This is a genomic window from Bacillus sp. FJAT-26390, assembly GCF_001682865.1.
Taxonomy (GTDB): domain Bacteria; phylum Bacillota; class Bacilli; order Paenibacillales; family Paenibacillaceae; genus Pristimantibacillus.
Genome location: NZ_MAQX01000005.1, coordinates 43,942 through 63,621 on the forward strand (window position 1 = coordinate 43,942; position 19,680 = coordinate 63,621).

Sequence of the window (19,680 nt, forward strand, 5' to 3'; positions counted from 1 at the left end):
AAACGAGAGAAGAAGACTGGGGTGATTGCTTTGAAATATGTTTTGATCCTTTTCATGCTTTCCTTTTCCACCGGCTGTACGAGCGAAAAGAACGCAACGTTAGAGCGGTCCGAGCCTCAGAGCTATCTCGAGCAAAAAGGATACTATATCGTCTCTAACGAAGGCATTGTATATAGCTACGAGCTAACGAAGCAAAAAATTATTGAGCTGCCCTATATGATATATTGGGGTTTACAGTCCGCCGATCCTTCCGATTATTTTGGCAAAACCATTCAAGTCCAAAAGTTCATCGTAACCAATCACCCGCTCAGCAAAGAGAAAGTCGACGTTTATGTCTATGTGGCGGATCACAAACCAATAGGAGGAACCTCGCACCCACACGGCGACGCGTCGGACGGCGGCTATTGGTCGATAGACGGCAAGACCTTAGAGGAGCTTCAGGATCAACCTTTTCAAGAATGGCGTGAACATTGGGTTGAGAAATACACGAACACTACGCAAAATTAATCGTTACCTGTTGAATGTTGAATCGGAGGTTCTAAACATGACAATAAAACTTAATGTGAATGATATCGTTCAAAACCTTCGCACGCAGGGAGTAATCGACAGCCGCTCCGAGGTTAAAAATCAAATGGACGGTACGACGGACGGGCTTGTTTTCACCGTTCAAGTTAACGAAGCGCCAAAATACGTGTTAAAGCTCGATCATCCGCAGCACATCTCTTTAGTCACACAGTTCAAACAAACCTATAGGGACAGCCCTCTTTTGCCTAAGCTTATCTACACAGCCCCTGATAACGCATTTTTTGTTTATTCCTACCTTACAGGAACAACCGCTTATAAACGCGGGTCGAAGGCGCAATGGCTGACGATTTTGGCAAGCGGGCTTATCAACCATTACAAACGCTTCAGCGATTCAGATAAATGGGGGTATTGGCTGGAGGAGCCTTGTGATACATGGCGTGACTTTCTGGCTCTTGCAGTGGAATATGCTCGGGATCAGGTGGGGAGCCATCTGTCATTTAAGGATTACTCCGTCGTAAAGTCATTTGTAGAAAATACCGCGCTAGGCGAGGAACAGGACAGATTTCTGCTTCATGGCGATTGCGGCGTCCACAATTTTGTCTTTGAACAGGATGCTCTAACCGGAGTTATCGACCCTTCACCGATTATCGGCCCTCCGCTCTATGATTTCCTTTACGCTTTCTGCTCATCTCCTGATGATTTAAATCTAGAAACGTTAATGCCTGCATTCAGCTTGCTGCATCAGACCGGCATTTCACAATCGAAGCTCGTTGAAGAAGTCATCATTCAACTTTATTACCGCATAGCAATCTGCCTCAAGCATCATCCGCAAGATTTATCCGACTACTTGAAGGCTTGGAGCTACTGGAAGACTTTAATCAGCCATTGATGTTTTCTGTTTTCTCAAAATAATCATTGACCCTGACATTAATGTCACTGTTTATACTGATGCTATACCATTCTCATAAACCCGGGGGCTTGCTATGAAAATTGGTGAATTATCGCGGACAACAGGCGTCAGCATTCGTTCTCTGCGCTATTACGAGCAGCAAGGCTTGATCACATCCGTCCGTCAGCCTAACGGTTACCGTGAATATACGCTTCTAACGATAGAGACGGTGGAGACGGTCAAGCTTTATTTGAATCTTGGCTTAACGACGGAGCAGATTGCCAGTTTTCTTACTTGCGTACTTCAAAATAAAGAGGCATTTTGCACTGAAGTGATGCCGGTTTACCGCAAAAAGTTGGCTGAAATCGAGCGGCAAATTGTTGAGCTGAACCAAATTAAAGCGAATTTGATCGACCGAATCGCCTTTCTTGGACAGCAAGAGCAAGGAAATGATGAATAGGAATAAGGAGGGAAATACAGATGGCCATTATGAACGCGGAATCAGACAGCATGCTGAAGTCGATCGTTAGCGAGGGCGTCGTTCTTGTCGACTATAGCGCGCCTTTTTGCCCGCCCTGCAAGACACTGCTCGGAGTATTAGATGAGCTCGACCAGGAGATGAACGGCAGAGTCAGTATCGTGAAGGTGAATTGCGAGGATTTGCCGGCATCCGCCTCAGAGGCAGGCGTGTTAGGCACGCCGACCGTTATCGTCTATAAGGATGGGCAGGCGATGGATAAGCTGGTCGGGCTGCGCCCCAAATCTCTTTACCAAGCGGTAGTCGAAAAGCATTTGTAAAATCACGCTGCATCAGCGCCCCAACTGAAACTCGCAAGGGGACAACGAAAACGCATCATTCTTCAGTCCTCTTGCCGTAAGCAGGGGCGCATGACTTGCAGCAGATGCTAGCCTCCGGGCGATCTGTTGCTCCAACGGACAGAGAACACCGCTGCCTGAATAATGAACAGGAAAACCTCCTGTTAAATCAAGAAATATCCGGCGAAAATCAGCTTTAGATGGATTTTCTCCCGCTAATTCTCTATCCCTCACCTCGCTTGATGCGTTAACGCTCATTTTAACTGGAGATTTTCCAGCTAAATGCTCGGTTCATTCTTTTACTGAAAAATTAGCTGGAGAAATTCCCGTTATTTGTGCCGAGCTGCAATAATTCGAGGTACAGGCGGGGTTTGAGTTACTGAAGACATGCCAAACGAGCCTTAGAAGCGATTCTAAGGCTCGTTTTCCATTGTTTTAAACCGAACCAATCTTATACCGTCAAATATTTGCGAATAACCTCATCGCTCAGCGACTCCAAGCCGCCTTCCCATACGACCGCGCCCTTCTCAAGCACGTAGAAGTAATCGCCGACGCTCTTCACAAACTCCAAGCTTTGCTCCACCAGCAGAATCGCCGTCCTGCCATCGGCTTTAATCGACCGAATAACATCCCGTATATCATCTACGATGGAGGGCTGAATCCCTTCGCAGGGTTCATCGAGCAGCAGCACCTCGGGTTTTGAGGCAAGCGCCCTTGCGAATGCAAGCTGCTGCTGCTGCCCGCCGCTGAGATCACCGCCGCGGCGCGTGTACATAGTCGGAAGCACCGGGAACTTGGCGATTGCCTCCTCCGGAATAGCGGCAGCCTTCGACCGCGAGGCTTCGAGTCCGAGCAGCAAGTTTTCATAGACCGACAGCTGACCAAATATTTCGCGGCCCTGCGGCACGTAGCCGATTCCGCTTTTTGCCCGCAGTCCCGGCGCCTTCTTCGTCAGTTCCTTTCCGTTGTACGATACGGAGCCTCCCCTTGCCTTCAGCAGTCCCATAATGCTTTTCATAAGCGTCGTCTTGCCGACGCCATTGCGCCCAAGCAGGCAGACAACCTGCCCTTGCTTCACCTTTAGCGATACGTCTCGCAAAATAACGCTTTCCCCATATCCGGCCTCAAGCTGTTGAACGGCTAACATCGGCATCCCGCCTTTTCCCCAAATACACTTCAGCTACGCGGTCATCCCGCTGAATCTCATCCATCGTGCCTTCCTTAAGCAGCCGTCCCTCATGCATGACCGTAACCTTGCTCGCAAAGTTGCGGACAAACTCCATATCATGCTCAACGACAACGATCGAACGCTTGCGGGCAATTTGATGAAGCAGCTCACCCGTCTTATCCGTTTCCTTGTCCGTCATCCCTGCTACCGGTTCATCAAGCAGCAATATTTCCGGCTCCTGGAGCAGCATCATACCGATCTCCAGCCACTGCTTCTCGCCATGCGACAAACCGCCGGCCCGCCACTCCGCTTTCTTCTGGAGACCTATCATCACAAGCTGACCGTCGATTCGCGCGCGCTGCTCCTCCTCCATCTTAGCGAAGAGAGTGGCGAATACGCCGCGCTTCTGCCGCATCGCGATCTCCAAATTTTCAGCAACGGTCATAGACGGGAAGATCGAAGGCGCTTGAAACTTGCGGCCGATGCCAAGCTCTGCGATCTGATGCTCCTTCTTCTTCGTAATGTCCACCTTGCCCCCAAACGTTACCCGGCCTGCCGTTGGCCTCACCTTGCCGCAGATCACATCCAGCATCGTCGTTTTGCCGGCGCCATTCGGGCCGATCAGGAAACGCAGCTCGCCTTTTTCCAATTGCAAATTCATCCCTTGGATCGCTTTAAACCCGTCAAAATCAACCGTCACATCATCACACAGCAGGATTGCGGACTCCTTCATGCTTCGGTTCCCTCCTCTTTTTGCGGAATTTCAATTGGCTAACCAAACCCGCGACGCCTTTTGGCATAAACACGACGACCACCACGAACAGCAAGCCCATAAAGAACAGCCAGCCTTCGGGATACGCCGTACTGAACTCGCTTTTTGCCCAGTTCATTAGAATGGCGCCAAGCGCTGCGCCAACGAGCGTTCCACGACCGCCAATTGCCACCCACAACACCATTTCTATCGAAGGCACAATGCCGAGCATGGACGGGGAAATAATGCCGACATGAAGCACGAACAGCATGCCTGCAATACCCGCAATTCCGGCAGAGATCGTAAACACCACCATTTGATAAATCGCTGGATTGTAGCCAATAAATCGAACGCGGTTCTCGCCGTCGCGAATCGCGCGAAGCACTTTGCCGAAACGGCTGCCGATTACGAAACGACAAAATATGAATATGCCAATGAGTGCAGCGACCGTAATATAGTAAAGCACGCGCTTCGTATCCGGTGAGCCAATCGAAAATCCAAGCACGGTAGAGTAGCCTGTTATTCCATTCGTCCCGCCCGTGAAGGCTTGTTGGCCAATGAGCAGCGTTGTCGTAATAATAACGAGCGCCTGCGTCAAAATCGTAAAGTACACGCCGCGAATCCGGTTGCGGAACGTGACATAACCAAGCACCAGCGCGAGCAGTGCAGGTATCGCAATTCCCATCGCAACCGCAAACCAGAAGCTTTGGAATGGCTGCCAAAACAGCGGAAGCTCCTTAAGGCCGCTCCAGCCCATAAAATCCGGCGGCTTCCCCCCGCTTGCTTCCAGCTTCAAATACATCGCCATCGCATACGCGCCAAGCCCGAAGAAAATGCCGTGACCGAGGCTTAATATCCCCGTAAAGCCCCATATTAGATCAAGCCCAAGCGCAACTATAGCAAAGGCTAGAAATTTCGCCAGCAGATTAAGTCGAAAATCACTTACAAAGAGCGGTGCCGAGAATAGCGCGGCAGCCGCAGCGGCATATCCAATCAGTATCCATATTCGCTGAGGCGTAAACTTTTGCAATCGCATGAGCGTCCCACCTTCCTTATCTTAATCAAGCGACCGCGAACGCATCGCAACGAGCCCCATTGGCTTCCATTGAAGGAAAGCCACTATGCAGACAAACACCAGCACCTTGCCAAGCGATGCATTCGTCCAATACTCAAACAGCGTATTGAACATGCCGATCCCCGTAGCACCCAGAACCGTTCCGACAAGCTTGCCGACGCCGCCAAGCACGACGACCATAAACGCGTCGACGATATAGTAGGTGCCAAGCGAGGGGCCTATTGGCCCGATCAGCGTTAACGCACAACCCGCGATTCCGGCAATTCCGGAGCCAATAGCAAATGTCATCGAATCAACCCGCCGCGTCGATACGCCAAGGCATGCTGCCATGTCACGGTTTTGCATAACCGCGCGCATCCTTCTTCCCTCATGGCTGCGGTAGATGTAGAAATACATCGCCACCAAGCAGGAAATGACGAGTGCGATAATAAAAAGCCGTTTATAAGGAAGCAGAGTTCCATCCATAATCTTTAAGCCGCCGTTTAACCATGCCGGACTTGTAACCGCCACGTTTGGCGCGCCGAAGATCGACCTCGCAAGCTGCTGCAGCACAAGACCAACGCCCCATGTCGCAAGCAGGCTATCCAGCGGACGTCCGTATAAGAAACGGATAAGAGACATTTCGAGAATGAGGCCAAACAAAAACGCAATCGCAAAGCTAACCGGAACGGCGAGCACGAAATACCAGTCGAACATCGATTTTGGCAAATAATCATGGAATAGATTTTGCGTTAAATAAGTGGAGTAAGCTCCAATCATAATCAACTCGCCGTGCGCCATGTTGATGACCTTCATTAAGCCAAACGTAATGGCTAGCCCAAGCGCCACCAGAAGCAAAATAGAGCTAATACTCAAACCGTTAAATAGCTGCAGCAGAAACACTTCCATATGACCACCCCTTTCATGCATGAACATCAGCTGTCATCACCGCTTCGATAAAACAGAAGGGAAGCATTCGAAGCGATCGAATACTCCCCCATGCATTGCTGCGTATTAGACCATGACCTGCTTATGAATTATTCCGTTGGTTGAATGCTTGCCGCCCAGTCATAACCCTTCAGATACGGATCAGGCTTAACAGCTTCGCCCGAATTCCACAATTCCTTGAATTGACCGTCAGCTTGCACCTCACCGATCCGAACCGTTTTGTAAATGTGCTGTGTAGCGCCATCGATTTTCACTTTGCCTTCTGGAGCATCCCACTCCAGCTCTTTTGCCGCTTCCTTCACCTTATCCACTTCTATAGAACCTGCCTTCTCAACCGCTGCTGCCCATAAGTAAACCGCCGTGTAGCCAGCTTCGATCGGATCTGCCGTTACGCGCTCGTCACCGTATTTCTTTTTGTAGTTTTCGACGAACGTTTTGTTTGCTGGCGTATCCGTCGTTTGGTAGTAGTTCCATGCCGCCAAATGACCTTCCAGCACATCGACGCCGATACCGCGAATTTCTTCCTCTGCTACCGATACAGACAAGGTCGTCAAGTCCTTTGCCGTAATTCCTGCATCCTTCAATTGCTTGAAGAAAGCGACGTTGCTATCGCCGTTAAGCGTGTTGTATACGACATCCGGCTTTGCTGCTTTAATTTTGCTGATCAGCGTGCTGTAATCCGTGTGGCCAAGCGGCGTGTATTCTTCGCCAACCAACTCGCCGCCTTCAGCCTTCAACTGCTCTTTGATAACGAGGTTTGCCGTACGAGGGAATACATAATCCGATCCGAGCAAGTAAAACTTTTTGCCGCGGTTCTCAAGCAGCCACGAAACCGAAGGAACGATCTGTTGGTTGGTCGTTGCGCCTGTGTAAAAAATATTCGGGGAAGATTCAAGCCCTTCGTATTGCACCGGATACCAGAGCAAGCCGTTCAGCTCTTCGAATACCGGCTTCATCGCCTTACGGCTAGCAGATGTCCATCCGCCGAACACCGTTGCGACCTTATCCTCGGAGATCAGCTTGCGGGCTTTCTCTGCGAAGGTCGGCCAATCCGATGCTCCGTCTTCAAGCACGGGTACGATTTTTTTGCCCAATACGCCGCCAGCGGCATTAATCTCATCAATCGCCATCATTTCCGCATCGATTACCGACACCTCGCTTATGGCCATCGTGCCGCTCTGCGAGTGCAAAATTCCTACTTTAATTTCCCCCTCTGCGCTTGCTCCCGTATTTGCTGTATTTGTTGCCTTATCCGTCTCCCCATTCGTAGATGCTGGTTTGTTGTTACTAGCTCCACAGCCCGCCAATACTAGCGATAATGCCACAAGCAACAAGCTAAACTGATAAAACATTCTCTTTTTCATATTCCCACTCCCCAAATTGTTATATTTGTCTCTATATCCGAACAATCCCTTGGAATAGACTTCCAATGTTCGTGCTTTCATTATAGTTTGCCCATTATATGGATGTCAATATAGTTTACATATAAATTTTAAAGGATAAAATTTTATTGAAAAATGGGCTTTTTGGGGGATTTTCCTGCGTTTAACGTTATGTATAATGACATATTGGATAGATTACATTTTCATATATGATTGAAAAGGGTTATTTATGATAGAAATTATAACATTAGGTTCTTGCGCGTAAAAAAAAGCCCAACTCAAGGCTCATGCCTTGAAATGGGCTCGTACGATTATTCGATCACATTTATTTCTTGTTCTCTTCCGCACGCTTCACAAGCATGTCAACGAAGAGATCGATTTGTCCCATTATAGCAATGGGATCATAACGGTAGAACGTATCAAAATCATTATAGAACAAATTGTTGTTTTTGGACGCCTTAAGACCTCTCCATACGCCTGAAGCCTTCAATTTTTCCAGCTCCTCGCCCTTTTTCTCGGGGTCGTATGTCGTTAGGAACATATAATCAGCGCCATATTCCGGCAATGCCTCGAGCGACAATTGAATCGTTTGTTCCTCCGTGCTCTTACTAATATGCGGCATCTTCAGCTTCAAAGCGTTGTAGACGGCCTGACCGCCGCGACCCGCGTTGTCTCCAAAAATCCACAGCTCGCCTTTATCGGTTAGCTCGTAAAGGCCAAAGGTTGCATTCTCGTCTACGACTCCTTTAAGCTTCTCGCGGCCTTCAGCAGCTTTTTTATCGAATTCAGCAATAAACTGCTCCGCTTTATCCGGCGCACCTGCGATGTCGCCAAACAATTTTACCGTTTCATAAATATTCGTAGCCGTGCCGTAAGGAATATGAATCGTCGGCGCTATTTTAGACAAGGCCTCATAGTTCTCGTCATACATCACGACGATAAGGTCTGGCTGTAGCTCCAGCACCTTCTCTACGTTAACCGGCGCGCCTACGTCAGCTGCACCTTTAAGCTTCTCCTTCAGAAACGGATTATCGAAAGCGGTAGGCTCAACACCAATAACATTGGCGCCTACCGAAAGCAGCTCGCCTCCGTAATAATCCGTAACTATTTTTAGCGGCTTCACCGGAATTTCTACCGCTCCCTTTGCCGTTTCGTAACTGCGGAATTGTGCCTCAGGCGCTTCCGTTGCTGCCGGCGCTTCGCTCTCTTTAGGCGCGTTAGCAGCAGCATTGCCGTTTGTATTGTTCCCTCCGCCGCACGCGGATACAAGAACTGACAACATAAGGACAATAGCGCTAACGATCAAATACGATTTCTTCTTTAACATGGTGAGCCTCCCTATTTGCGTTCAACGATTGATTCTTATTAATGATAATGGGAATCATTATCGTTAGAAGTATATCAAATAGCGACAGCTGCCGTCTATAGATAAAAGTCACCTTGTCATATGGATTATTGTCACTTTTGATTTTGGCGAGAATGAAGCATATCCACGAGCATGTCCGTCAGCTTTTGCAAGGATACGCCATCATTCGCGAAACATTTCGTGACGGGTATCGCGTATACCCTGTCTTCTCTGACAGCCGGAAGGTTGCGCCAAGCATCGCTTGCCAACAACTGGTTTGTTTTCTCCATTCCGCCCTCTTCATAGATACTCACGACCATATGGTCGGCTGCATAGGCTGAAAGCTCGCCTGAAGCGATCATTTTACTTTTTCCCGCCTCAATTACATGCCGTTTTATTGAATTAGGAGCAGGAAGCCCCAGCACCTCATATAGTGCATACGCGCCGCGATCCTGCGTGCTAAGCGCAAAAACATTGCCATCTGCAATTTCATAAGCGCCTACGGTCTCATCGGACCGTAATACCTACTCAGCTAGGCGCAAGTCGGCAGATTCCGTGCTGGTCATGAACACCCTTGCTCCGGCATGGGCAAACAAGAGGCAGCCAAAGCTGAGCTCGGTGACGGAAGCATTAATCGTCATCGTTCCACTGCCCTCGCTAACCATAAATAACGTAGGCGCGCCGATCTTCATCTCGGTTGATGTTCCAGGAGATTTCAATACGACAATCATCGCCTCACGCAGCAAATAGTGGTTTGTGTTCACCGTGCAACCAACCCTTACTTTACATATTTTCAGCAAAAGACCCCTTAACCAGCAGTTGGTTAAAGGGTCTGAATAACAGGTTGCTGCAATTATTTCGTTGCAGGCGCATCTGTCGCCGGTGCATCCGTTGCTGGAGTTTCACTGCCGGCAGGAGCATCGCTCGCAGGCGCGTCGCTTGCCGGAGTCTCTTCTTCCGTCTTAGGAAGCTTAATCACGATATCTTGCTTAGGAAGCTCGTCCGTCATGAACTTGTTCATAAGCTCATAGGAAATCGTGCTCTTAAGCTTGTCTTTGACCGTGTCGCTGATTTTGTCAAAAGCGGGTGCGTCACGTTTCTCTACTTTAATGACATGGTAACCAAACTCTGTTTCTACCGGATCGCCAGTAACGCCGATCTCTTGCTTGTACGCTGCTTGCTTAAAGCCTTCAACCCAGTCGCCGTTAATCTTGTCTGCATAGAGGCCGCCAGTTTCCTTGGAGCCTGTATCATCGGAGAAATCTTTGGCAACGGCTGCCCAGTCGCCGCCCGCATCCAGCTTAGCTTTCGCTTCTTTGGCACGCGCCAAAGCTGCTTCAGCCGTACGAAGCTCTTTGCCTTCTTGGGATGAAGGATCTTTTGTCGCTACCAAAATATGACGAACCGTAACTAGCGCATAGTTAACCGTGTTCTTTTCATACTCGGTTTTCATATCTTCATCTTTTACTTGGGAGTTCATATGTGCGACAACTTTAGATGTCAGCAGCAAATAGTTCTCCATATCTTTATCTTTTAATTTCTTCGCGTCAACAGCCGTTTTGAGCTCCGCATTATTTTTCAATGCATCTTTATATTGTTTCATTTGTTCTTTAACATCGGATTCAGCCTTTTTAACGGATTCCTCCGTTGCGCGGCTGCCTAAAATTTTGTAGGAAATATACTGTTGGAGCAACTGCTCCTTAAATTGCGGTATTTCGATAATTTGCGCGTACGTTGGCTGCATAACCGTAAATACATCCAAATACTTGTTGAATTCCGTATCTGTCACATTGCCGCCTTTATAGGTAGCAATTTCTGTCTTTTTCGCGCCGCATGCCGCCATAGTCATGACCAGCACAACTGCCACGATAAGCAGCGCGCCTTTGCGCCATGCCGATTTGCGTGAACTGTGTAACATGTTGAATCCCCTTTCATCTTTTGAGCTTGTTTGTATTGTATCAGAAAAGGGACGCATAAAGCGAATCTTGTCTATGGCGACACATTTTGCAATTCGTCCTTATATAGAAGAACATCCTTATAGGCCTGCAAAAATTGCTCGATCATATGAATCTTCTGCTCCATATTCAATCCCTTGCCGCGCAGCAAAATCGATGGATTCGGCTCCTGCTCGCTGCCCTGCTTAAAGCGGTTCTCATGCTTCAAACACAGCTGATCCACCTTTTTCCGGTCAATCCGGCGCTTCTCCGAGGCAGCATAACGAAGCACCAGGTCATCCCCCTTGCCGCTAATCTGTTCAATGCCATACATCGTGCCGTATACCTTCAGCCTAGCTACAGCAAGCAAATTGCTAACCGCCTGCGGCAAATCGCCAAAACGATCCACTAGCTCATCAATCACATCATCCGCTTCATCAAAATTGCGAATAGCGGCAACTTTTTTGTAAATCTCGATCTTTTGGATGCTGTCATAAATGTAATCGGAAGGCAAATAAGCATCGATGCTGACATCAATAAGCGTGCTGACCGGCTTCTCTTCCTTCATTTCCTCGCCGCTCATCTCTGCTTTGCGCTTCGCAATCTCATCGGCCAGCATTTGCGAATACATATCGAAGCCGACAGAGGCAATAAACCCATGCTGCTCCGCGCCTAGCAAATTGCCCGCTCCACGAATCGATAGATCGCGCATTGCTATTTTGAAGCCCGAGCCAAGCTCTGTAAATTCCTTGATCGATTGCAGACGCTTCTCTGCGACCTCTGTAAGCACCTTATCCCTTTGGTACGTAAAATACGCATACGCAATGCGATTCGAGCGCCCTACGCGGCCACGTAGCTGGTAAAGCTGGGAAAGTCCCATTTTATCCGCATCATGTACGATTAGCGTGTTGACGTTCGGGATATCGACGCCCGTCTCAATGATGCTCGTGCTGACAAGAACGTCAGACTCGCCGTCAAGAAAATCGAGAATCGTTTTCTCGAGCTCCTGCTCCGACATTTGGCCATGGCCGACCGCAACTCTAGCACCCGGAACGAGCGCATTGATTTGCTCCGCCATTTGGTAGATGCCTTGAACGCGATTATATAAATAGTAGACTTGACCGCCGCGCGCAAGCTCTCGCTCAATCGCCTCGCGTACGAGGGACGGGCTGTATTCGACCACATAAGTTTGCACGGGGAAACGATTCTCCGGCGGCGTCTCGATAACCGACAGATCGCGCACGCCTAGCATCGACATATGCAGCGTTCTCGGAATCGGAGTAGCCGTCAGCGTAAGCACGTCAACATTGGTTTTCAGCTTCTTTAGCTTTTCCTTGTGGGATACGCCAAAACGCTGCTCTTCGTCGACGATAAGAAGCCCAAGCGACTTGAAAATAATATCCTGCGACAGCAAGCGGTGCGTGCCAATGACAACATCGACCGTTCCCGTCTTCAGTCCCTTCATCGTCTCGTTCTGCTCCTTGCGGGATCGGAAACGGCTAAGCACCTGAACGTTAATCGGATAACCCGAGAACCGCTCGCGGAATGTCTCGTAATGCTGCTGCGCCAAAATCGTCGTCGGAACGAGCACCGCTACTTGCTTGCTGTCCATAGCCGACTTGAAAGCAGCTCGAATCGCAACCTCGGTTTTGCCGTAACCAACGTCTCCGCACAGCAAACGATCCATCGGCTGGGTTTTTTCCATATCCTTTTTAATCTCTTCTATAGCTCTCAGCTGATCGCGCGTCTCGTCATACGGGAACATGGCCTCGAATTCATTCTGATACGACGTGTCTTGTCCGAAAGCATAACCCGGCGCGGTCTGCCGCTCTGCATACAGCTTGATCAAATCATCGGCGATATCCTGTACGGAGGCTTTTACCTTGCTCTTCGCTCTCGTCCATTCGCTTCCGCCGAGCTTATTGACCTTCGGCTCCTTCTCCTCGTTGCCGACATACTTCTGAATCATATCGACTTGTTCGATCGGAACGGACAGCTTATCGCCGCCAGCATACAAAATATGCAAATAATCTTTATGAATGCCTGCTATTTCAAGCGTACCGATGCCTACGTATTTGCCGATACCATGATTATGGTGAACGACGTAGTCGCCAACCTTCAGCTCCGTGTAGCTCTTAATACGCTCTGCATTATCGACCTTCTTATCCAATCTTCTTGCTTTGCGCTGCTTCTGGGAGAACATTTCGCCCTCGGTAATAATGACGAGATGAGAGGAAGGCAGCTCAAATCCGGACTGCAAATTACCCTCAAGCAGGATAGGCGTCTCGATGCTATAGTCGTCGAGCACGCGGCGCATTCTCTCCATGCGCTCCGCGTTGCCGGCCAGCATCATGACGGTTGCGCCAGTTTTGCGCCAACGCTCCATCTCTGCCTTAAGGACATTCATTTGCCCATGGAAATTTTGCATCGAGCGGCTCGTCATGTTCAAAATATTTTGCGGCTGCGAATGCGGGATTTGCCTGAGGAACAAGGATAGAAATAGCGTCGGAAACGGTCGATGGTGCAAAATCTCCTCCGTATCGCGCGCCAGCGCAAGATCCGGCAGCGATTTTCCGTTTTGCAGCAAGTGCATGGACCATTCCGCCTCATCCCGCTCCAATTGCTTGGACGTCTCTATCAAACGCGTTGGCTCGTCTAGTATGAGAAGCGTATCGCTTGGCATATAGTCAAGAATCGTTTGCCGCTCGGGATATAGAAGCGAAATATATTTATACATTTCCGGAAAATATACATGCTCGCGCAGCCGTTCAAGCTCTCCGCCCAGTTCCGTACGAAGACGATCCTTCGCTGTGCGGTCGGTCATTTTGTCGAGCTGCTTCTCAAGGAGCTTCTGCGCGTGATTAGCCGCAACCTCCATACGGTGTCCATCAGCCATCAGCTCTTGGCATGGCGGAACCACGTAGGACTCAAAGCGATCGGAAGAGCGCTGATCCGCAGGGTCAAAGGCGCGAATGGAATCAACGTCATCGCCAAACCATTCGATCCGGTACGCCTGTGAGGCCGTTAACGGATAGAAGTCGACAATACCGCCGCGAACGCTCATTTCGCCGCGCAATTCCACTCGGTCGGCTCTCGTGTAGCCAAGCGCTGTCATTTGTCTGAGGAACGTATCAATCGGCAGCGAATCGCCTACGTTCACTTCTATCTGCGCCTCAGCCATCACACTGCTTATTGGCAAATAGCGCCGAACCCCTGAGAAGGGCACGACAACAATCCCGCGATAGCCCTTGGATAGCTTGATCAGCACATCCATTCGCTGCGCTAGCGTCTCGGGACTCGAGATCGCCGCCTCTGCAGCAACCAGCTCATTCGCGGGATATAATAAAACATTTTCTGGTGAAAGACATTCCTGCAAATCCTCTGCAATCTTCTGCGCAGCGAACATATTATGCGTCACAACGAGCATTGGACGCTCTACATCCTCCTGCAGCGCTGCAATTAGCACCTGCCTGGAAGAGCCTGCGAGTCCAGATATCATCTGTTCGCGCATGCCTTTACGAATACCGGATATGACGGACTGAACGTCCGAATCCGCGGCAAAAGCATTAATTAAAGCTTTCAACGTTGCGACACCCCGTTTCTATACACAATCGAAAGAGTATTACGATCGCTCCCTGTACATTGAAAATAAGCCTCAGCCATCCGCTAAGGCTCATACTATTCACTTTCCGTCATTGAAGAGGGCTAGTTACCAAATGAAGCTCCGGGTTCGCGTCGATCGCCTCGCGGCAATAATCACAAACCACTTTTACCGTTACATCTCCATTTGGGTCATACGCTATTATATCGCTGCGCTCTTCGGGGGTCAAGAAATGGAAACCAAGCTGGTGCTCGGTTATATTTGACCCGCTGAGGGATCCAATTGACGTTCTGCAATGCCGACAAATATAGTTTACAGCCATATGTATGCCTCCTGAAGGGTCGTTATACCCTTCAGTATGCCCGTAATCCCGTAATCTAACAGATTATCGGTTAAACTTTGCCATCGTCTCTTCAAATGGCGCTTTCAGCCTGAACTCAATCGCATCGCATGCATCCATGATCATCGCATCCAGCTTCTCCTTCTCGCTCTTCGGAAAAGCGGACAGCACATAATCCGCAATGTTCATGCCTGGCTGCGGACGGGAGATGCCCATCCGAACGCGGTCGAACGTCTGCGTGCCCAGATGCTGAATGAGCGACTTAATGCCGTTATGCCCGCCTGCGCTGCCTTGATAACGGAGCCGAAGCTTTCCGATCTCCGTATCCAAATCATCGTAAACGATCAAGCCATCTTGCACATCTGCTTTAAAATAGTCGAGAAAAGACCGAACAGACTCGCCTGACAAATTCATATATGTCATCGGTTTAATAAGGACAACCTTCGTGCCTTGCACGTTGCCTTCTCCGATTAAAGCTTTGCATTTGCTTTGCGTAACGCTAATGCCCCAGCGCTTCGCCAGCTCATCAATAACCATAAATCCAACATTGTGCCGGGTTCCCTGATAAGCCGTACCGGGATTCCCAAGTCCTGCAATCCACCTCATTGCTTGCTCCACTCCTTTACGGACAAATGTATCATAATCTCTTGCAAGCGTAAACGGCTTAAACGTAGTTAAAAATGAGAATAGATAGCGCCAGCCTCGCCTAATGACAAAACAGCGCCGCCCTAGTAAAGGGCGGCGCCATTCAAATTCGCAACTGTATTTTGCAAGGTTGGAATTACAGACTCTTAATGCCTTCAAGCTGCGCTTCCTTGGAACGGGATTCCGCCTCTGCAAGCTCCACAGCCGCATCCTCTGCTTCTTCCTCCGTAAGCTCCTTCTGCGGCGCAAGAATCGTCACGACGACCTGCTCCGGCTCAGCAAGCGATTCAACGCCCTTAGGCAGCTTCAAATCGCTTACGAGTACGCTCTCGCCTATCGCTAGCGCGGAAATGTCTACGGATACGGAATCAGGAATGTTGCCAGGCAAGCATTGCACCTCAAGCTCATGCAAAATCACTTGAAGAATGCCTCCTTCTCTTACGCCCTGCGAATCGCCTTCCGCAGTAATCCGAACGTTAGCACGCACGTTTTCGTTCATGTTGATTTGGTGGAAATCAACATGAAGCACTTGACGGCTCAATGAATCACGCTGGATTTCTGAGATCATAACCGATGTTTTGCCATGTGATGGAACATTTATTTCAAGCACAGCGTTCGGATGGGACCGAAGCAGCGCCTGCAGCTCCTTGCTATCTACAGTTACCTGAGCGGCATTATCTAATTGTTTTCCGTAAATAACGCCCGGAATTTTCCCTTGGAGCCGCAATTGGCGCAACTCACCTTTCGTCGTGCCAGTTCGTTGATCCGCGTTCATCGCTATCGCCATATTGATTACCTCCTAAAAGTTTTGTGAAGCAAAAACTCGCTTCGTATGCATTTCCCTATAACTTACCCACTGCTGCCAAATATTAAACAACTAATAAAAGAAGACAAAAAAAAGATGCAGCAACGAATTCGCCATTACGAATTCGTCCTGCATCTTTTAGCTGCGTCGTATTTATTGCTGCTTCTTTTCTTTCTTCGCTTTGGCACGGCCGCGAATCTTGTCCGCATAACCTGGTTTATTCACTTGGCGCTCGCGCGCAATCGCGAGGTCGCCAGCCGGAACATCATGCGTTACTGTAGATCCGGCAACGACATAAGCGCCATCGCCGATCTTCACGGGAGCAATGAGGTTGACGTTGCTGCCGATAAACGCATTGTCGCCGATTTCTGTAACAAATTTATTATAGCCGTCATAATTGACCGTAATCGCACCGCAGCCAACGTTCACGTCTTTGCCTACCTTGGCATCTCCTACATAGCTCAGATGCGACACTTTGCTTCCATCGTCCAACGTTGCGTTTTTGAGTTCAACGAAATCGCCGATTTTGCAGCCAACGCCAAGCTTCGAGCCTGGGCGTAAGTTAGCGTAAGGACCTACCGAGCTGGTGTCGCCTACGACAGACTCCGCCACAACGGAATATTTAATCGTAACGCCTGCTCCGATTGTGCTGTCCGCAATGTCAGCTTGAGGACCAATGATGCAATCCTCGCCAATAACCGTTGATCCGCGCAGCACCGTACCCGGATAAATAACCGTGTCCGAACCGATTTGTACCCCTGCCTCTATATAAGTCGAAGAAGCATCGATAAGCGTAACGCCGCCAAGCAAATGGTTGCGGTTAATACGCTCGCGCATGAAGCGCTCCGCTTCCGCAAGCGCAACGCGGTCGTTCACGCCAATGGCCTCCGCCAAATCCGAAGTGCAGTAGCCTTGAACGGATTCGCCTGCCTCGCGGAAAATGCCGATAACATCGGTCAAATAAAATTCTCCCTGCGCGTTGTTGCTCGTTACCTTCGCAAGCGCTGCGAACAGCTTCTTGTTGTCGAAGCAGTACGTGCCTGTATTGATTTCTTTAACCGCCGCCTCATCCGGCGAACAATCCTTCTGCTCGACTATGCGCTGCACCGTTCCATCCTCGCCGCGAATAACGCGCCCGTAGCCGGCAGGAACATCAAATGATGCCGTAAGCACCGTAGCAGCCGCACCGCTTGATGCATGCAGCTCAAGCATTGCGCTAATCGTGGAAGCCTGTACGAGAGGCGTATCTCCGCAAATAACGATCGTCGTGCCATCCTCTTCGCCCAGCAAGCCTTCAGCTTGACGCACCGCATGGCCCGTACCTAGCTGCTGCTCCTGCAGCACATATTCCGCGCTGTCGCCCAAAAAGGACTTAACCATTTCCGCACCATGCCCTACGATCACAACGGAGCGCTCCGCTTTCGCTTCCTTCACAACATCAAGCACATGACCAACCATCGGCTTCCCGCATACCGGATGAAGCACTTTATATAATTTCGATTTCATACGCTTGCCCTGTCCGGCTGCAAGCACAATCGCCATCACTTTCAAATGAAAGACCTCCTAAATCTACTATGAATAATAAACACAGTTAAACCCATCTACAAAAAATACTAGCTTTATTATATTCCATTATACGATTATGTTCCTCTATTGCAAAAAAAAGAAAAGAGAGCCATGGCTCTCTTCTCCAAACAACCCCAAAATTCATGAAATGCTTTGGTTAAGCTCCTTCTTCAATCGCAACTTCTTCTGCTGCACGCTCATATTCTGCGAGAACAGCAGCCTGGATTTTCTCCCGGGTGGTTGAAGAGATCGGATGAGCGATATCCCGAAATTCTCCATCCGGAGTACGTTTGCTTGGCATTGCAACGAACATACCATTGTTTCCGTCGATGACACGAATATCGTGAACAACGAATTCATTATCAATAGTAATGGATGCGATCGCCTTCATACGCCCTTCGGAATTTACACGGCGGAGTCTGACATCAGTAATTTGCACTTGTGTTCACCACCTTTGTCTATCAGAGACTTGGTGTATACTTCCACGTTTTTGTGCCAATTCCTTCTACATTTTTGGAAAAATCATGCTGTATTTAAAATATTTTTTTACAATTAAATCTTTTTCGTTTTCATTCGACAAGAGTCGATGCAATGACCTCTATTTCGACAAAAACATCCTTTGGCAGCCTCGCGACCTCAACGGCTGATCGAGCCGGTTTATGCTCTCCGAAGTACGACGAGTAAATGCCATTTACCGTTGCAAATTGATTCATGTCCTTCATAAATACAGTAGCTTTTACTACATCCTGAAAGCCGGCGCCTGCAGCCGCAAGAACAGCCTCCAAATTACGAAACACTTGATGGGTTTGTTCTTCTATTCCGCCTTCTACAAGCTGTCCAGATGCATCTAATGGAATTTGTCCCGAAGTGAACAATAATCCTCCCAGCTTTATCGCTTGCGAATAAGGCCCAATCGCTGCAGGCGCTTTATCAGTTGCGATTACTTCCAGTTGCTGCTTCGTAGTCATTATGGTCCCAGCCTTTCCTATCAAGAAGTATAAGCCATTATTTCCAGACAATTTTATCCTTTAAAATAATTACCAGGAACAACAGTCGTTTGCTTCGTTTTCATATCAACGGCAGTCAGCTTAGCCAAGGATACATAATCCTCAAGCAGACGTTCTTCGAGCTCTACCTCGCCGGACTCGACAAATACGCCTACTCCCGCAACTGTAGCTTTGAATTCGAACAGCAGATCCATCATTCCTTGGATCGTCCCGCCAGCCTTCATGAAGTCGTCAATAATAAGAACGCGCGAATGCTCCTTCAGCGCTCTGCGCGCCAGAGACATCGTCTGAATACGCTTCGTTGATCCCGATACATAGTTGATACTAACCGCGGAGCCTTCCGTCACCTTGTTATCGCGCCGCACAATGACAACCGGTATGTTCAAGCAGGCAGCCGTTGCATACGCAAGCGGTATCCCTTTTGTCTCTACCGTCATAATGACGTCGATCTTCCGATCCGCGAACGCGGTTGCAAACATTCTGCCGACATCAGCCAGCAGCTCCGGTTGGCCTAACATATCCGTTATATACAAATAACCGCCGGGAAGAACCCTCTCAGGCTGCTCTAGCTGGCGGCATATGCTCGTCATAATGGTAAGAGCCGTCGTTTGCTGCATCTTCGGCGTATATTTCACTCCGCCAGCAGCTCCAGCAAGTGTATGAAGCTCACCAATTCCTTCTTCCTCAAACACTTCTTTAATAATCGCCAGGTCCTCACTAATTGAAGACTTTGCCGATTGATATCGATCAGCAAATGCTGTCAGTGAAATTAACGTGTGGGGTCGACTTAATAGGTATTGCGTCATTTCAACCAACCGCGAGCTCCGTTTCAACTTCTTCAAACACATCTCCCCCCACTAAATCCGAATAATATAATGTCAATATAACATTTTTATACGGATTT

Annotated in this window: 21 protein-coding genes; 4 read left to right on the forward strand and 17 right to left on the reverse strand. The window is 49.0% G+C overall.

Annotation, left to right across the window (positions count from 1 at the left end; all coding sequences use genetic code 11):
- The first annotated feature begins 21 nt into the window (after positions 1-21).
- From A7975_RS10400 to A7975_RS10415, 4 genes are all read left to right on the forward strand, one after another.
- Complete coding sequence (locus A7975_RS10400; RefSeq protein ID WP_255314258.1) at positions 22-507, forward strand: DUF4830 domain-containing protein; 486 nt, start codon at positions 22-24, stop codon at positions 505-507.
- Between the two features lie 37 nt (positions 508-544).
- Positions 545-1,414: a phosphotransferase gene (locus A7975_RS10405; protein WP_065385130.1), complete on the forward strand. Its 870-nt coding sequence runs from the start codon at positions 545-547 to the stop codon at positions 1,412-1,414.
- 94 nt (positions 1,415-1,508) lie between these two features.
- Positions 1,509-1,874, forward strand: coding sequence for a MerR family transcriptional regulator (locus A7975_RS10410; protein WP_065385131.1), 366 nt, complete (start codon positions 1,509-1,511; stop codon positions 1,872-1,874).
- Between the two features lie 20 nt (positions 1,875-1,894).
- On the forward strand, positions 1,895-2,212 hold the full coding sequence (locus A7975_RS10415) for a thioredoxin family protein (protein ID WP_053373371.1): 318 nt from the start codon (positions 1,895-1,897) through the stop codon (positions 2,210-2,212).
- Between the two features lie 469 nt (positions 2,213-2,681).
- Here A7975_RS10415 and urtE read toward each other — a convergent pair whose 3' ends face one another.
- From urtE to purR, 17 genes are all read right to left on the reverse strand, one after another.
- Positions 2,682-3,377, reverse strand: coding sequence for an urea ABC transporter ATP-binding subunit UrtE (urtE, locus tag A7975_RS10420; RefSeq protein WP_065385132.1), 696 nt, complete (start codon positions 3,375-3,377; stop codon positions 2,682-2,684).
- The gene (urtD, locus tag A7975_RS10425; protein ID WP_065385133.1) at positions 3,355-4,131 is read right to left on the reverse strand and encodes an urea ABC transporter ATP-binding protein UrtD; all 777 of its coding nucleotides are present in this window, start codon (positions 4,129-4,131) and stop codon (positions 3,355-3,357) included. The genes urtE and urtD overlap by 23 nt, the downstream gene beginning before the upstream one ends.
- Positions 4,103-5,185, reverse strand: coding sequence for an urea ABC transporter permease subunit UrtC (gene urtC, locus A7975_RS10430; RefSeq protein WP_065385134.1), 1,083 nt, complete (start codon positions 5,183-5,185; stop codon positions 4,103-4,105). The genes urtD and urtC overlap by 29 nt, the downstream gene beginning before the upstream one ends.
- Before the next feature lie 21 nt (positions 5,186-5,206).
- Entirely contained in the window at positions 5,207-6,112 is a 906-nt protein-coding gene (gene urtB, locus A7975_RS10435) for an urea ABC transporter permease subunit UrtB (protein ID WP_065385135.1), read from the reverse strand.
- A gap of 128 nt (positions 6,113-6,240) precedes the next feature.
- The gene (urtA, locus tag A7975_RS10440) at positions 6,241-7,515 is read right to left on the reverse strand and encodes an urea ABC transporter substrate-binding protein (RefSeq protein ID WP_065385136.1); all 1,275 of its coding nucleotides are present in this window, start codon (positions 7,513-7,515) and stop codon (positions 6,241-6,243) included.
- Between the two features lie 343 nt (positions 7,516-7,858).
- On the reverse strand, positions 7,859-8,860 hold the full coding sequence (locus A7975_RS10445; RefSeq protein ID WP_053373377.1) for an ABC transporter substrate-binding protein: 1,002 nt from the start codon (positions 8,858-8,860) through the stop codon (positions 7,859-7,861).
- 131 nt (positions 8,861-8,991) lie between these two features.
- Complete coding sequence (locus A7975_RS10450; protein WP_065385137.1) at positions 8,992-9,240, reverse strand: substrate-binding domain-containing protein; 249 nt, start codon at positions 9,238-9,240, stop codon at positions 8,992-8,994.
- A 162-nt stretch (positions 9,241-9,402) separates the two neighbouring features.
- Positions 9,403-9,642: a hypothetical protein gene (locus A7975_RS10455; protein WP_065385138.1), complete on the reverse strand. Its 240-nt coding sequence runs from the start codon at positions 9,640-9,642 to the stop codon at positions 9,403-9,405.
- Positions 9,643-9,731: 89 nt separating this feature from the next.
- The gene (locus A7975_RS34115; protein WP_053373380.1) at positions 9,732-10,796 is read right to left on the reverse strand and encodes a peptidylprolyl isomerase; all 1,065 of its coding nucleotides are present in this window, start codon (positions 10,794-10,796) and stop codon (positions 9,732-9,734) included.
- Between the two features lie 71 nt (positions 10,797-10,867).
- Positions 10,868-14,395, reverse strand: coding sequence for a transcription-repair coupling factor (gene mfd / locus A7975_RS10465; RefSeq protein WP_065385139.1), 3,528 nt, complete (start codon positions 14,393-14,395; stop codon positions 10,868-10,870).
- Between the two features lie 109 nt (positions 14,396-14,504).
- A complete protein-coding gene (gene fin, locus A7975_RS33005; RefSeq protein ID WP_076271278.1) occupies positions 14,505-14,735 on the reverse strand; it encodes an anti-sigma-F factor Fin in 231 nt (76 codons plus the stop codon).
- Between the two features lie 63 nt (positions 14,736-14,798).
- On the reverse strand, positions 14,799-15,359 hold the full coding sequence (pth, locus tag A7975_RS10470) for an aminoacyl-tRNA hydrolase (RefSeq protein ID WP_065385140.1): 561 nt from the start codon (positions 15,357-15,359) through the stop codon (positions 14,799-14,801).
- Between the two features lie 175 nt (positions 15,360-15,534).
- A complete protein-coding gene (locus tag A7975_RS10475; RefSeq protein ID WP_053373383.1) occupies positions 15,535-16,185 on the reverse strand; it encodes a 50S ribosomal protein L25/general stress protein Ctc in 651 nt (216 codons plus the stop codon).
- A gap of 171 nt (positions 16,186-16,356) precedes the next feature.
- Positions 16,357-17,754, reverse strand: coding sequence for a bifunctional UDP-N-acetylglucosamine diphosphorylase/glucosamine-1-phosphate N-acetyltransferase GlmU (glmU, locus tag A7975_RS10480; RefSeq protein ID WP_053373384.1), 1,398 nt, complete (start codon positions 17,752-17,754; stop codon positions 16,357-16,359).
- Between the two features lie 172 nt (positions 17,755-17,926).
- Complete coding sequence (spoVG, locus tag A7975_RS10485) at positions 17,927-18,208, reverse strand: septation regulator SpoVG (RefSeq protein WP_028609566.1); 282 nt, start codon at positions 18,206-18,208, stop codon at positions 17,927-17,929.
- A gap of 130 nt (positions 18,209-18,338) precedes the next feature.
- Entirely contained in the window at positions 18,339-18,737 is a 399-nt protein-coding gene (locus A7975_RS10490; protein ID WP_053373385.1) for a RidA family protein, read from the reverse strand.
- Between the two features lie 53 nt (positions 18,738-18,790).
- Positions 18,791-19,618: a pur operon repressor gene (purR, locus tag A7975_RS10495; protein WP_053373386.1), complete on the reverse strand. Its 828-nt coding sequence runs from the start codon at positions 19,616-19,618 to the stop codon at positions 18,791-18,793.
- Between the last annotated feature and the right edge of the window lie 62 nt (positions 19,619-19,680).